We start from the raw sequence: 13,891 nt of genomic DNA, 5'->3' as shown, positions 1-13,891 counted from the left end.
TTGTAGCCGAGGCCGGCCGAGGAGCCGAGATACTCGCCCACCACCGCGCCGACCAGCGCGAAGCCGACCGCGGTATGCAGCGAGGAGAACATCCACGTCAGCGCCGAGGGCCAGTAGACGTGGCGAAGCAAGCCGCGCTCGCTCATGCCGAGCATCCGGGCGTTGTTCAGCACCACCGGGCTCACCTCGCGCACGCCCTGGTAGACGTTGAAGAACACGATGAAGAACACCAGCGTGAAGCCGAGCGCCACCTTCGACCAGATGCCGAGGCCGAACCACAGGGCGAAGATCGGCGCCAGCACCACCCGGGGCAGGGCGTTGGCCGCCTTGATGTAGGGATCGAACACCGCCGCGAGCAGCGCGTTGCGGGCGAACAGGAACCCGAAGGCGATGCCGCCGGCCGCGCCGAAGACGAAGGCCAGCACCGTCTCCTGCAGGGTGATCCAGAGATGGCCCCAGATCTCCGGGTTCGTCATCTCCATCCAGGTCCGCTTCAGGACCTCGACCGGGGTCGAGAAGAAGAACTGGATCTGCTTGGGGGCGCCGAGGATCGGGTAGACGGTCAGCACGTGCCAGATCGCGAGGCCGATCAGGCCGACGAGGATCTGCAGGGCGAGGAGGCCCAGGCGGTTCACGGGGCGGTTCACGACAGGAATCTCCGATGAGGCGTCACGCCAGGGTCCTCACGCCGGACCGCTCGCGTAGGCGCGGGAGACCTCGACCCGCAGGCACGACCAGATCTCCTTGTAGAGGGCGTGGAATTGCGGCTCGAGGCGGATCTCGCTGATGTCGCGCGGGCGGGGGAGATCGACCTTGAACTCGCCGACGATGCGGGCGGCGGGGCCGGCCGAGAGCACCACCACCCGGTCGGACAGCGCGATCGCCTCCTCGAGGTCGTGGGTGACGAACATCACCGCCTTGCGGTTGGCCGCCCACAGCTCCAGCAGCAGGTTGCCCATGATCTGCCGGGTCTGCGCGTCGAGCGGCCCGAACGGCTCGTCCATCAGCAGGATCTCGGGGTCGCGGATCAGCATCTGGGCGAGCGCCACGCGCTTGCGCTGGCCGCCCGAGAGCATGTGCGGATAGCGGTCGACGAAGGTCGCGAGCCCGACCTTGCCGAGCCAGTCGCGGGCCCGCGCCAGGGCTTCGGCGCGCGGTACGCGCTGCGGCTCCAGCGCCACCGCGACGTTGTCGAGGGCCGTCTTCCACGGCATCAGGGCGTCGGCCTGGAAGAGGTAGCCGGCGCGGGCGTTGAGCCCCGAGAGCGCCGAGGAGAAGACCGCGACGCCGCCCGAGGCAGGCTTGAGCAGCCCGGCGGCGGCGTTCAGCAGGGTCGACTTGCCCGAGCCCGTCGGCCCGACGATGGCGACGAACTCGCCCGGCCTCACCCCGAGGTCGATCCCCTCGACGGCGACGTAGCGCCTGCCGCCCTTGAGGGTGAAGGCGATGCTGACGTCGTCGAGGCGCACCGCGTCGCCGTGGGCGAGTGCCGTGCCGCCGACCAGGCGCATGCCGGACCGCCCTCCCTTACGCCCCTCGGCGGCGCGCTGCCCCACCATGCGTCCCGTCTCCCTCCCGGCGTCCCGGCCGTCTCGCGCGGCTCCCGGACGCGGCCGACCATCGGCGAGCGGGCCCGCGAGATCAACCGCTCCATCCGTCGCGTATCCCGGTTTCGCGCCGGCCGACGGGGCCGGCACCTGCGACATGGGCCGCACGTGACAACACCGCCCGAAGCTGGTCGGATGGCGTTCCCGATTCGATCTCGTTTGCAACCCGTCAGCCGCAGCGTTCCACAGCCTTGTCCGCCGCCCTCGCCTTCTCGCTCCCCGTCGACCGCCGCCAGTCGCCGACCGCCCTCGGCGTCCAGCGCGGCGTGCGGCGCCTCTTCGCCGAACTCGGCTTCGTCACGATCCCGGAATTCACCCTGGCCAACGGCCGGCGTGCCGACCTGATCGCGCTGGGGACGTGCGGCAAGCTGACGATCATCGAGATCAAGTCGAGCGTCGCCGATTTCCGTGCCGACCGGAAATGGCCCGACTACCGCGACTTCTGCGACCGCTTCTACTTCGCGGTGCCGGAGACCCTGCCGGTGGAGATCCTGCCGGACGACACCGGGCTCATCGTCGCCGACGCCTTCGGGGCGGCGATCCTGCGCGATCCGCCCGAGCATCCCCTGGCCGGCGCCCGCCGCAAGGCCGTGACCCTGCGCTTCGCCCACGCCGCGGCGGGCCTGCTCCACGCACTGGCCGATCCGGGCTCGATCCGGGAAGGGGCGCTGTAGGCGCCCCGCCCGACGCTCTCGCCAGGTCCGGCCTTCCGTCGCCCGATGCGGACTGCGACGCCCGCTACCGTAGATGCTCGACCAGGCGCCAGCACCCCTGGATGTGCTCGAACACGTAGGCCTCCGGCGCACCGAACGTCCGGATGAGGTCGTCCTCGGGGGAGAACTTGGCCTTGACGAAACCCAGGCGCATCCGGTTGCCGTCGAACTTGAACGTCAGCTTGACCCGCGCCAGCTTCGCCGTGCCGCGACCGGGCTCGTCGTAGAACCACATGTTGTCGACGATGGTCACCCGGAACGGCTCGCCGGGCCGGGCCACCGGCCTTGCCGGATCCCGCAGGTCGCGCTCGGCAATCGGGGAAGCGCTGTAGGCCGCGCGCAAGGCCGGATCGGACACGATCGCATTCAGGAAATCGCCGAAGCCGTCCTCCGTCTTCTCGCAGGACCCGGACGGCAACTCGGCCCGCGCCGCGGCCGATGCCGCCAGGGCGGGGGCCGCAGCCATCGCGCCGCCGGTCAGGAGCGAGGTCACGAGCGCGGTCCTGGCCCAGCGTTGCGTCATGGCGACAGTCCTTCCGTCGGGCCCATCCGGTGCCGGCGGAGCACGGCGCAGGGTGGCGGGACGCGTCGTCCCACGGTCCCGAATGACCTGTCCTGTGGAATAGGGCATCGCCGCGCGGCGGCGCTCCGCGCTTCCAGGGCGATCCCGGATCCCGCGGATCTCGGCCTACGAATCCCCGATGGCGTGACGCCACGCCTTCGCGACTGGACGCGATCCGCGCGCGGGCCTGAGCGAATCGACCCGGGAATCGGCCGCGCCCCGGTGCACGACAGCGGGCGGCGCTCGGCCGGCAGGCCGCCGGAGCCGGGGCACCTTCAACGAAGGAGCGTCACAACACCAGATTCTCGTCGAACCGGTCCGGCGAGAGCGGCAGGCGGAACTCGATCGCGGCGCCGCCCTTGAACCGGCGCACCACCCGGCCGGGCGTGCGCCCGACGGTCAGGGAGGTATCGAGCGGCAGGTCGACCTCGCAGGCCACCGCCGCGCCCGACAGCGAGATGTCGACGATGCGCGCGGCGATCTCGCGGCCGCCCTCGAGATGCAGGGTGGTGAGGGCGCGGCGCGGCACCACGCGCTCGTGCCGGCGGTCCTCCGGCAGGCCGAGCTCGGTCCGGTTGGCGAGCCAGGTCAGCTGCGAGGCGATCTTGTCGCGCTTGTGCGTCGTGGCGTTGATCGTCACGGCGATCCCGTCCGGGAGGATCCGCGCCACCGTCCCCTCGATCCGCCCGACATGCTCGAGGTAGATCACGATGCGCTCGCCGACCGTGCCGCCGACCGCGCAGGTCAGCCGCACCCCGCCGGGGGACATGTCGATGGTCTGGCAGGGATATTCCTGCCGGTCGGACAGCATGTAGCGCCCGAGGAGCGCCACCGCGACGCGGGTGTGCCGGCGCTGCTCGGACATCGCCCGCAGGGACAGGGCACGGGCGATCACCGAGGCCGGCCGGACCGCGGTGCCGCTCGGCGTGCCCTCCGCGGCGCTGCCCATCGCGCTCGCCCCCACGCTCGCCATGACGCTCGATTCCCCCGGCGCGGAACCCGCCGCCCCGGACGATCATGCGTTCGAGTGGTTAACGAACCGCTCTGCCGTCAGGCCCGACCGCCGTGATGCACCACGAAGCGCTTGCGGCGCTCGGGCCCCGGTTCGTCGTTGGCCGCCGGCGGGGGGGCCGCCAGCGGAGCGGCGATCGCCGCGTTGGCCTCCCCGGTGAGGATCCGCAGCGAGACGGTGCGCAGGGCCACGATCGGGCGCAGGCCGAGCCAGGTCGGGATCACCGCCGGCGAGAGCGAGCCGATCACCCGGGCCTGTGTCTTGCCGCGGTGGCGCAGGGGCAGGAGCAGAAGCTCGAGGTCGAGGGTCTCGCCGGCCTCGGTCACCCCGACGAGCCCGACCACCACGCCGGCGGTCTCCTGGATCACCACCTCGACCAGCCGCCAGGGATCCGCCGCCGGGGCCTCGCCCCACAGGCCGCCGAAGGAGAGGCCCCGCAGCTCGGCCCCGAACAGGGCGCAGAGCCGCGTGCCGGCGAGGCGAACCGTGGCGGCCTGGGAGGCTGCGTCGATCTCCAGGATCAGGCTGTCGGCCAGCACGTGGCGGATCTCTCCGGGCTCGATCTCGCCCCGCTCCGGCGCCGCGCGGGCGCCGCGCAAGCCGTTCCAGTAGGCGTGGAGCATGCGGCTGGTCGGGTGCTTCATGGCGTCTCGGTCTGGCACGGTCGGGCGGACGGGCGGTCCCAGGGGCTACCGGAGGTTGTCCCATCTCGGGACTGCCACCGGCGCGGCTGATTCGGTTGAGCAGACCCTATGCCGAACGCGAGGGGCGCGAGAGCGTAAGGTTCGGTTAGGGTTACCGGCCCCTCGCTGTTGCGTTTGCCCCACACCCGGGCGATTGTGGGGAGCAATGGCGGATTGGGGCTGGCCGGGTGCATCGAGGCGCCCTAAGCCCGCCCGCATGCAAAGGGGTGAGGGCCGGATCCGGCCCGCGTCGTCACGGTCCTGACGACGTTCCGCGCGCGGCCGTGACGCAGCCGGCGCGATCATCCTCTTCGGGGAGAGCGGCAACGCTCTCCCTTTTTTTTCGGCCGGCCGGTCGTCTTTTCCCGGGTGCCCCCAAGCCGCGGCGGCGCCCGCCCTTGCGGACGGCCCCCGCGCCCCGCAATGGTGCCCGCATGGATGCCACCCCCGACCTCCCGCGACCGCCGCGCGTGCCGGTCTTCAACATGCCCGCCGTGGTCACCGCCTCGGTCGGGATCCTGGTGCTGATCCACGCCGTGCGGCAGGTCCTGCCCGACGTCTGGGACATCACCCTGCTGCTCGACCTCGCCCTGATCCCGGCGCGCTGGACCCTCGCCCTCGATCCGGGCCGGGCCGCCGACGTGCTGCGCGCCGCCGCCGAGGGGGATGCCGGCGGCGTCGAGCTGCGCAAGGCCTTCGCCGCCTACCTGGTGGCCGACGCCGACGGGATGCCCTGGACCTTCATCACCTACGCCCTGCTGCACGGCTCCTGGGCCCACGTGCTCCTCAACGGCGTCTGGCTCGCGGCCTTCGGCTCCCCGGTGGCGCGGCGCTGCGGCGCCTGGCGCTACGGCGTGATCGCGCTCGCGGCGACCGCCGCCGGCGGCCTGCTCCACGTCCTGATCGACCCCTTGAGCACCGTGCCGCTGATCGGCGCCTCGGCGGGCGTGTCGGGGCTGATGGCGGCGGCGGTGCGCTTCGCCTTCCACCCGCCCGAGCCCGCCGGCGCCGCCGCGGTGCCCTGGCAGCGCCCGGTGCCGACCCGGCTGCAGACGATCCCCGAGCTGTTCCGCAACCGCTCGGCGGTGGTGTTCCTCGTCATCTGGTTCGTCACCAACCTGCTGTTCGGCCTCGCCGCCCTGCCGCTGGGCCTGAGCGACGCTCCCGTCGCCTGGGACGCGCATCTCGGCGGCTTCGTCGTCGGATTCCTGCTGCTGCCCCTGGTCGAGCGCATCGGGCGTCGCTGAGCCCGGCGGGAGTTGTTTCCCTTCGACTTCCGGGGTGCTTGCGTCCTGCGTCCCGCGGTCACACACTCGGCCCCGCAACCGAGAGTCCCGCCCGGACCGTCACGGCCGGCGGGGCCCGAGCCCTGGGAGGTGTTGATGACCGTCGCGCGCATCCTGTCGCAGAAGGGCCGCACCGTCGTGACCGTGCAGCCCCACCGCACCCTGGCGGAGGCCGCCGCGCTCCTGACCGAGAAGGGCATCGGCGCCCTGGTGGTGAGCGATGCCGGCCAGACCGTCCTCGGCATCCTGTCGGAGCGCGACATCATCCGGGCGGTGGTCCGCGGCGGCGGCGCGGCGCTCGAGGCGCCGGTCTCCCGGCACATGACCGCCAAGGTGATCTGCTGCAGCCGCGCCAGCGCCGTCGACGAGGTGATGGAGCTGATGACCGACGGCCGCTTCCGCCACGTCCCCGTGGTCGAGGACGGCCGCCTCGTCGGCCTCGTGTCGATCGGCGACGTGGTCAAGCACCGCATCGAGTCGGTCGAGGCCGAGCACCAGGCGATGCGCGAGTACATCGCCACCGCCTGATGCCCGCCGGCGGCCGCCTCACGCCGGCGCGACGGCGGCCGCGATCATCTCGTGGATCTCCGGCAGCATCCGCCGGGTGGCCTGGCGGCCGAGCTCGATGCACTCCTCGGCGCGGTGGAACTCGAACAGCCCCATCTGGGCGAGCTTCGGGTTGATCATCACGTCGGGCGGGTCGCCGGCCAGCCGCGAGCGCGAGATCCGGTCCTGGGTGATGTTGAAGGCGTCGACCATCACGCTGGCGATGCCGCTCGGCGCGCCGGATTCCGGCCGGGGCTTCGGCTTCGCCCGCCGGCCGCCGATCAGCGGCCAGCGCCGCGCCTCCTCGGCCGGCGCGCCAGCGGCCTCGGTGGCGGCCTCCATCACCGCATCCGCCCCTTCCGCCCCGTGCGACTGGATCACCGTGCCGCGCACCCGCATGTCGCCGTTGAGGTTGACGCAGAGCACCACGTCGGCCCCGAGCGCGCGCGCCGCGGTGACCGGCACCGGGTTGACCAGCGCCCCGTCCATCAGCCAGCGCCCGGCGATCTTCACCGGATCGAAGATGCCGGGCAGCGCGTAGGAGGCCCGCACCGCCTCGACGAGGCCGCCGCGGGTGAGCCAGATCTCGTGCCCGGTGCCGAGCTCGGTCGCCACCGCCGCGAAGGTGAGCGGGAGATCCTCGATGCGGGCGCTGCCGAGGTCGCGCTCGAGCAGCCGCCGCAGGCGCTCGCCGGCGATCAGCCCCGAGCCGCTGATGTGGAAGTCGAGCAGGCCCATCACCCGGCGCTTGGTCAGGGTGAGGGCGAAGTCGCGCAACTCGCCGAGCTTGCCGGCGGCGTGGCAGGCGCCCACCGCCGCCCCGATCGAGCAGCCGGCCACCACGTCGATCGGGATCCCGGCCTCCTGCAGCACCTCGATCGCCCCGATATGGGACCAGCCCCGGGCGGCCCCGCCGCCGAGCGCCAGGCCGACCTTGGCCCGCCGGGGCCGCTCGGGCTCACGAAGGGGAGGAACACCCGCGGCACCCAGCACGCCGTCCGCTGAGCGCCGCACGGGCGCGCCGGAGAAGAGTGCGATGCCGTCCCACATCATGGCGCCTGACCTCCGCCGGGCTTGTCCCGGATCGCAGTGTGGCCTGGAACCATCAAGCGTTCGTCAACGGTGGAGGTTGCATCGCCCTTTCGTCGGGGAATCGGGTGCGAGAGGATCGGGCCGGAGCGGGAGGCCCGGGACGGGCGGGGTCAGGCGGAGGAGGGCCCGCGCGGCAGCGGCAGGGCGGCCGCCTCCTTCAGCGTGTCGAGCACCACCGCGGAATGGACGTGCGCCACGCTCTCGTGCGGCAGGAGCACGTCGTTGATCACCGCCGAGAGCGCCTTCAGGTCGGGCACGATCAGCTTGAGCAGGTAGTCGCTGTCGCCGGTCATCACGTGGGCCTCCAGCACGCAGTCGAGGCCGCGGACCAGCTCGGCGAAGCGGCGGGCGTTGTCGCGGTTGTGGGTGGCGAGCGCCACCTTGGTGAAGACCGTGACGGCAAGCCCGAGCGGCTCCGGGGCGAGCTCGGCCCGGTAGCCCCGCACCACGCCGCGCTCCTCCAGCCGCAGGCGCCGGCGCGAGCACTGGCTGGCCGAGAGGTGGACGCGCTCGGCGAGCTCCTGGTTGCCGAGGCGCCCGTCCTCCTGGAGCGCCGCGAGGATCTTCAGGTCGAACCCGTCGAGGGTGAGAGGATCGGTCATCGCCGGGCGTCTCCATGCACGATCCGTGCGCGGAGACCGGGCCGGCGCCCGGATTTCGCACGCCCCGCGCGGGCCGTCCATGCTCTGATGGCGACCACGAACGCAGAGGAGGACGCGAACGATGGGCCCCTATCCGCACGATGCCCCGGCCGCCCAGGTCACCGCCGCCAACCCGATGGGCACGGACGGGTTCGAGTTCGTCGAATACGCCCATCCCGAGCCGCAGGCCCTGCACGATCTCTTCCGCGCCATGGGTTTTGCCGCGGTGGCGCGCCATCGCACCAAGGCGATCACCGTCTACCGCCAGGGCGACGTGAACTACCTCGTCAACGAGGAGCCCGGCAGCCACGGCCACCGCTTCGTCGCCGCCCACGGCCCCTGCGCCCCGTCGATGGCGTTCCGCGTCGTCGACGCGAAGGCCGCCTACGAGCGGGCGCTCGCCCACGGCGCCGAGCCGGCCGACCCGGCGGAGGGCAGCAAGACCCTCGACGTGCCGGCGATCAAGGGCATCGGCGGCTCGCTGCTCTACTTCGTCGAGACCTACGGGCGGAAGGGCTCGCCCTACGAGGCCGAGTTCGATTGGCTCGACGCGCGCGACCCCAGGCCCGAGGGCCTCGGCCTGTTCTACCTCGACCACCTGACCCACAACGTGCATCGCGGCCGGATGGGCGTCTGGGCCGGGTTCTACGAGAAAATCTTCAACTTCCGGCAGATCCGCTACTTCGACATCGCCGGCAAGCAGACCGGCCTGTTCTCCAAGGCGCTGACCTCGCCGGACGGCAAGATCCGCATCCCGATCAACGAATCGGCCGACGAGAAGAGCCAGATCGAGGAATACCTGCACGCCTATAACGGCGAGGGGATCCAGCACATCGCCTGCGGCTGCCGCGACATCTACGCGACGATCGAGGCGCTGCGGGCGGGCGGCGTCGCCTTCATGCCGGCGCCGCCGTCGGTCTATTACCGCCGCGTCGAGACGCGCCTGCCCGGCCACGGCGAGCCGCTGGAGCGGATGGAGCGGAACGGCATCCTGATCGACGGCGAGGGCGTGGTCGAGGGCGGGATGACCAAGATCCTGCTCCAGCTGTTCTCGGCCAACGCCATCGGGCCGATCTTCTTCGAGTTCATCCAGCGAAAGGGCGATGACGGTTTCGGCGAGGGCAACTTCAAGGCCCTGTTCGAATCGATCGAGGAGGACCAGATCCGCCGCGGCGTGCTGGCGGATCACGGGCCGCGCGACGCGGCCGCCTGAGGCCGATCCGGGCATCTTCTGAGATCAGGCACGGCCCCGTCCCCCGGCCCGGGAGACGGGGCCTCCCTTTGTTTATATCTGGAATAATAACGAAGAAGGTGAGGGCGGACCTCCGCCCGACTTGTCCTTTGGCAGCGTCGGCGATCCGGGCCGGGGCGACTTCATGGCGCGAGCCGTCGCCTTGTCGCACGGGCGGGTTCCCGCCTATCAGGGGCCCGCGCGCCGGCCCCGGCCCGCGTCCCACCGCCACCGGACCGTCATGCTCAAGGCCTTCCTCGCCTATTACCGGCCGTACCGGACCCTGTTCCTCGTCGATTTCGGCTGCGCCATCCTGTCGGGACTGCTCGAGCTCGGCTTCCCGATGGCGGTCAAGGCCTTCGTCGACGTGCTGCTGCCGCGGCAGGACTGGAGCCTGATCCTGCTCGCCGCCGCGGGCCTGGCGCTGCTCTACGTCGCCAATGCCGGGCTGATGGTGGTGGTGACCTATTGGGGCCACGTGCTCGGCATCAACATCGAGACGACGATGCGGGCGCGCGCCTTCGACCACCTGCAGACGCTGTCGTTCCGGTTCTTCGACAACCAGAAGACCGGCCATCTCGTCGCCCGGGTGACGAAGGACCTGGAGGAGATCGGAGAGGTCGCCCATCACGGGCCCGAGGACCTGTTCATCGCCGTGATGACGCTGTTCGGCGCCTTCGGGCTGATGCTGTACGTCCATCCGCCGCTGGCCCTGATGACCGCCGCGATCCTGCCGGTCATCGCTTTCGTCACCGTGCGCTACGGCGGACGGATGACGCAGAACTGGCAGGCGCAGTACGGCCGGGTCGGCGCCTTCAACGCCCGCATCGAGGAGAATGTCGGCGGCATCCGGGTGGTGAAGGCCTTTGCCAACGAGGCCCACGAGCGCCGCCTCTTCGCCGCCGACAACCAGCGCTACCGCGCCACCAAGCTCGACGCCTACAGGATCATGGCGGCGAGCCTGTCGCTCAACTACCTCGGCATGCGCCTCGTCCAGATCGTGGTGCTGCTGGGTGGGGCCGCCTTCGTGGTGCGGGGCGATCTCAGCCCCGGCGGCTTCATCGGCTTCCTGCTCCTCGTCGGGGTGTTCTACCGGCCGCTGGAGAAGATCAGCGCGGTGGTCGAGACGTATCCCAAGGGCATCGCGGGCTTCCGGCGCTACATGGCGCTGCTCGCCACCGCCCCCGACATCGTCGACCGGCCGGGCGCGGTGCCCGCGCCGCCCTTGCGCGGCGAGATCCGGTTCGAGGGCGTGCGCTTCGGCTACGGCGACGGGCGCGAGGTCCTGAGCGGCGTCGACCTCGCGGTCCGGGCCGGCGAGACCGTGGCCTTCGTCGGGCCGTCGGGGGCCGGCAAGACCACCCTGTGCTCGCTGGTGCCGCGCTTCTACGAGGTCGAGGGCGGGCGCATCACCCTCGACGGCCACGACATCCGCGACCTGACGCTGGCCTCCCTGCGCGGCCAGATCGGCATCGTGCAGCAGGACGTCTTCCTGTTCGCCGGCACGATCCGCGAGAACATCGCCTACGGCCGGCTCGATGCGAGCGAGGACGAGATCCGGACGGCGGCCCACCGGGCGCGCCTCGACACCCTGATCGCGACGCTGCCCGACGGCCTCGACACGGTCGTGGGCGAGCGCGGCGTCAAGCTCTCCGGCGGGCAGAAGCAGCGCCTGGCGATCGCCCGGGTCTTCCTGAAGAACCCGCCGGTCCTGATCCTCGACGAGGCGACCTCGGCGCTCGACACCCAGACCGAGCGGGAGATCCAGCAGGCGCTGGCCGAGCTGACGCAGGGGCGCACGACGCTCGTCATCGCCCACCGCCTCGCCACCATCCGGCACGCCGACCGCATCGCGGTCGTGTCGGGCGGGCGCATCGTCGAGCAGGGCTCGCACGACGCCCTGGTGGCGGCGGACGGCGCCTATACGCGCCTGCACGCGGCGCAGGGCGGGGCGATGGCCGCGGAGTGATCCGCGGGCGTTCGATCGCGACGCGACCGGACGGGAAGCGGCGTCAATGCGCCGAGGTGTGGAGGGCCCAGACGTCCTCCTCGACGTCGAGCAGGGTCTCGTGGACCTGCCGCGCCAGGGCGAGCGCGGCCTCGTCGCTCGTCGCCGGGCCGGAGAAGCGGGCGATCACCGCCAGCATCTCGACCGTCAGCCCCTGCCGGAACCGGGCGAAGCCGCCCGGGCATTCCGCCTCGTAGGACAGGGCGAGGTCGCGCAGGACATGCGCCAGAAGGTCCGCCGCCGGGGCAGCGGCGGGAGCGGGGGCACGGCTCTCGGCAGCCGGCAGCAGGTCGAGCGTCGGGATCATGCGGGCACAGATAGGGCCTGCAACGCCCGAGCAACATTCGGGCGTACAGCCTAGGTCTGACGGCATAGAACATCGCACCGGGTCGTGCCCGGTGGCGCCTGCGTCGATCTGCATGTGCGGGCGCCGGACGCGAAGCGTGGAGCGGCCCCTGCCGTTGGGTTGAACACCACACCGCATCAATCGTGTCAATGCATCCGACGCAGCTGTGATCGGAATGGACCTTTCCAATACCCGCGGCCGGTCCGGCGCTGCTCCCGTCCCGGATTGTCCAGTTCCCGACACTTGATCGGTTGCTTGCCCGGGTCGACGCGACTGCAACCCTCGCGTGACGGTGGGCGGCGGTGGGGGGAGATCCGGGGAATCGTCCCGCCCGCGCTGCTCCGCCCGGGGGCCCGGCCTCACCCCATCACTAGCCCGCCGTCGACGGTGAGCACCTGCCCGGTCATGAAGCGGCTGTCGTCGTGGGCGAGGAACAGCACCGGCCCGGCCACGTCCTGCGGCGTCGCGAGGCGGCGCAAGGGGGTCTGGGCGATCAGTGCGTCGCGGACGGCCTCCGGGGTGTCCCGGCTCGCCTGCGTCGGGACGACGAGGCCCGGCGCCACGCAGTTGACCCGCACGCCGACCGGCCCGAGCTCGGCCGCGAGGTTGCGGCTGAAGCCGACGAGCGCCGCCTTGGCGGTGGTGTAGTCGTGGTAGGGGATGCTCGGGCGCGCCACGAGGTCGCTCGCGAGGTTGACGATGCTGGCGCCGCTGCGGCGCGTCAGCAGCGGCAGCAGAGCGTGGACCACCTGGTAGGTGCCCCGCACCGTGCCGTCGAATTGGCGCTGGTAGGCCTCCCAGGGCAGGTCGCGGAAGCGAATGCGGTGGTCCGGATCGAAGCGGTAGGGTGCGAAGGCGTTGTTGACGACGGCGTCGAGCCGCCCGACCTCCTCGCCGATCCGCGCGGCGAGCTCCGCCACCGCGGCAGGATCCGTCACGTCGGCGGCGACCGGAAGCGCCTGCCCGCCGAGCGCGCGGCAGCGATCCGCCACCGCCTCGGCGCCGGCCGCGTCGCTGCGATAGTTGACGATCACGATCGCGCCCTCGGCGGCGGCGGCCGTGGCGATGGCGGCGCCGATGCCCCGGCTCGCACCCGTGACCAGGATCGCGCGGTCGCGAAACCTCACGGCGTGCCCTCCTTCGCAGGGCTCGCGGCGCTCTCCTTCACGGGGATCAGGTCGGTCTTCACCACCTGGCCCATGTCGAGGGCGCGGGCGACGAGGCCGAGGCGCCGGAAGGTGTCGGCGCCCTGCTGCAGGACCGGCAGGTCGAAATGGCCCAGGCCCTCGCGCTCGGTCGTCGGCGAGACGCTGGAGAGGTTGCGCAGGCGGATGACCTCGCGGTTGATCGCCTCGTCGCGGCCGTTGATCGCCCGGGTCACCGCGAGGCGGGCAGCCTCGTCGGGCCTGGCGATCATCCAGGCCGCCGAGTCGCGGTAGGCGGCAAGGAAGCGCTTCAGGAGCGGCTTTCTCGCCTCGTAGTCCTTGCGCGTCACCACGAAGATGTCGCTCGGCAGGTTGAGGTGGTCGCGCACCTCAATCACGTCGACCTCGCCGAGACCCTTGGCCCGGCCGACGAGGAGACCGGTATCGGTGGCGGCGGTCGCGTCGACCTGGCCCTGGATCAGGGGGGCGAAGTTGAGGAGGCCGGTGACCTCGACGGTCACGTCGGTCTCCTTCAATCCCGCCGTCGCGAGGAGCAGGAGCAGGTGCTGGCGGGTACCGCTCGCCAGGCTGTAGACGCCGACGCGCTTGCCCTTGAGGTCGGCGATCGTGCGGATGCCGCGGCTCTTCGGCGAGACGACGTTGAACACGTTCTGGGGATAGATGTCGTAGACCGCCACCAGGTCCGCGCCCTTGTCGAGGGCGAGGTAGAACGAGGCCGGGTCGGTGAAGGCGATGTCGGCCTGGCCCGCCAGCACGGCCTGGATCGCCGAGCCGCCGCCATTGCCCGGGACGTAGTCGAGGGCGATGCCGCGAGCCTTGAACAGGCCGTGATCCGGCTCGGCGAGGAGGTTGGTGATCTCGCTGATCGGCTGGCTCCAGCCGCCGACCGTGACCTTGTCGAGGCCTTGCGCCGCGGCCGGGGGGCTGAGCCCCGCGAGAGCGAGCGCCGCGAGGGCGAGGAACGGCAGGGCATGCAGGCAACGGGGAAGCTTCACGAC

General features: G+C 71.8%; 15 protein-coding genes. 5 read left to right on the top strand and 10 right to left on the bottom strand.

Annotated elements, in window-relative coordinates; all coding sequences use genetic code 11:
* The coding region (locus HPY23_RS06780; protein WP_200649583.1) for an ABC transporter permease subunit at nucleotides 1-635 on the bottom strand (635 nt) is incomplete at its 3' end.
* A gap of 48 nt (nucleotides 636-683) precedes the next feature.
* Nucleotides 684-1,511, bottom strand: coding sequence for an ABC transporter ATP-binding protein (locus HPY23_RS06775; protein ID WP_175539877.1), 828 nt, complete (start codon nucleotides 1,509-1,511; stop codon nucleotides 684-686).
* Between the two features lie 287 nt (nucleotides 1,512-1,798).
* Between HPY23_RS06775 and HPY23_RS06770 the strand changes: the two genes are divergently transcribed.
* Entirely contained in the window at nucleotides 1,799-2,281 is a 483-nt protein-coding gene (locus tag HPY23_RS06770; protein WP_060845383.1) for an MmcB family DNA repair protein, read from the top strand.
* Nucleotides 2,282-2,345: 64 nt separating this feature from the next.
* Here HPY23_RS06770 and HPY23_RS06765 read toward each other — a convergent pair whose 3' ends face one another.
* The 3 genes from HPY23_RS06765 to HPY23_RS06755 form a co-directional block, all read right to left on the bottom strand.
* The gene (locus HPY23_RS06765; RefSeq protein WP_091883050.1) at nucleotides 2,346-2,843 is read right to left on the bottom strand and encodes a hypothetical protein; all 498 of its coding nucleotides are present in this window, start codon (nucleotides 2,841-2,843) and stop codon (nucleotides 2,346-2,348) included.
* 328 nt (nucleotides 2,844-3,171) lie between these two features.
* On the bottom strand, nucleotides 3,172-3,747 hold the full coding sequence (locus tag HPY23_RS06760) for a PilZ domain-containing protein (protein ID WP_236012775.1): 576 nt from the start codon (nucleotides 3,745-3,747) through the stop codon (nucleotides 3,172-3,174).
* Between the two features lie 185 nt (nucleotides 3,748-3,932).
* Nucleotides 3,933-4,538 (bottom strand): PAS domain-containing protein, encoded by a 606-nt coding sequence (locus HPY23_RS06755; protein ID WP_060845385.1) that lies wholly within the window; start codon nucleotides 4,536-4,538, stop codon nucleotides 3,933-3,935.
* A gap of 473 nt (nucleotides 4,539-5,011) precedes the next feature.
* Here HPY23_RS06755 and HPY23_RS06750 point away from each other — a divergent pair, with 473 nt between their 5' ends.
* Nucleotides 5,012-5,824 carry a rhomboid family intramembrane serine protease gene (locus HPY23_RS06750; RefSeq protein WP_060845386.1) on the top strand — a complete coding sequence of 271 codons (813 nt, stop codon included), beginning with the start codon at nucleotides 5,012-5,014 and terminating at the stop codon, nucleotides 5,822-5,824.
* Nucleotides 5,825-5,959: 135 nt separating this feature from the next.
* Nucleotides 5,960-6,391, top strand: a complete 432-nt coding sequence (locus HPY23_RS06745) for a CBS domain-containing protein (RefSeq protein WP_048428671.1) — start codon at nucleotides 5,960-5,962, stop codon at nucleotides 6,389-6,391.
* 18 nt (nucleotides 6,392-6,409) lie between these two features.
* Here HPY23_RS06745 and HPY23_RS06740 read toward each other — a convergent pair whose 3' ends face one another.
* Nucleotides 6,410-7,462, bottom strand: a complete 1,053-nt coding sequence (locus tag HPY23_RS06740; protein ID WP_091883052.1) for a patatin-like phospholipase family protein — start codon at nucleotides 7,460-7,462, stop codon at nucleotides 6,410-6,412.
* Between the two features lie 149 nt (nucleotides 7,463-7,611).
* Nucleotides 7,612-8,103 carry an Lrp/AsnC family transcriptional regulator gene (locus tag HPY23_RS06735; RefSeq protein WP_060845388.1) on the bottom strand — a complete coding sequence of 164 codons (492 nt, stop codon included), beginning with the start codon at nucleotides 8,101-8,103 and terminating at the stop codon, nucleotides 7,612-7,614.
* A gap of 121 nt (nucleotides 8,104-8,224) precedes the next feature.
* Here HPY23_RS06735 and hppD point away from each other — a divergent pair, with 121 nt between their 5' ends.
* Nucleotides 8,225-9,355 (top strand): 4-hydroxyphenylpyruvate dioxygenase, encoded by a 1,131-nt coding sequence (gene hppD / locus HPY23_RS06730; protein ID WP_091883055.1) that lies wholly within the window; start codon nucleotides 8,225-8,227, stop codon nucleotides 9,353-9,355.
* A 259-nt stretch (nucleotides 9,356-9,614) separates the two neighbouring features.
* A complete protein-coding gene (locus HPY23_RS06725; RefSeq protein ID WP_091883057.1) occupies nucleotides 9,615-11,342 on the top strand; it encodes an ABC transporter ATP-binding protein in 1,728 nt (575 codons plus the stop codon).
* Between the two features lie 43 nt (nucleotides 11,343-11,385).
* Here the strand turns inward: HPY23_RS06725 and HPY23_RS06720 are convergent, their stop codons facing one another.
* The 3 genes from HPY23_RS06720 to HPY23_RS06710 all read right to left on the bottom strand — a co-directional run bounded on the left by HPY23_RS06720 (nucleotide 11,386) and on the right by HPY23_RS06710 (nucleotide 13,888).
* Nucleotides 11,386-11,688, bottom strand: a complete 303-nt coding sequence (locus HPY23_RS06720) for a hypothetical protein (RefSeq protein ID WP_060845391.1) — start codon at nucleotides 11,686-11,688, stop codon at nucleotides 11,386-11,388.
* A 398-nt stretch (nucleotides 11,689-12,086) separates the two neighbouring features.
* Nucleotides 12,087-12,854 carry an SDR family oxidoreductase gene (locus tag HPY23_RS06715; RefSeq protein ID WP_060845392.1) on the bottom strand — a complete coding sequence of 256 codons (768 nt, stop codon included), beginning with the start codon at nucleotides 12,852-12,854 and terminating at the stop codon, nucleotides 12,087-12,089.
* The gene (locus HPY23_RS06710) at nucleotides 12,851-13,888 is read right to left on the bottom strand and encodes an ABC transporter substrate-binding protein (RefSeq protein ID WP_200601855.1); all 1,038 of its coding nucleotides are present in this window, start codon (nucleotides 13,886-13,888) and stop codon (nucleotides 12,851-12,853) included. The genes HPY23_RS06715 and HPY23_RS06710 overlap by 4 nt, the downstream gene beginning before the upstream one ends.
* Nucleotides 13,889-13,891: the final 3 nt, after the last annotated feature.

Origin of the sequence: Methylobacterium ajmalii (assembly GCF_016613415.1) — a bacterium.
In the GTDB taxonomy this organism is placed as follows: Bacteria; Pseudomonadota; Alphaproteobacteria; order Rhizobiales; family Beijerinckiaceae; genus Methylobacterium; species Methylobacterium ajmalii.
The sequence above is the reverse complement of the archived record's forward strand: the minus strand, read 5'-3'. Positions and strand labels throughout refer to the sequence as shown.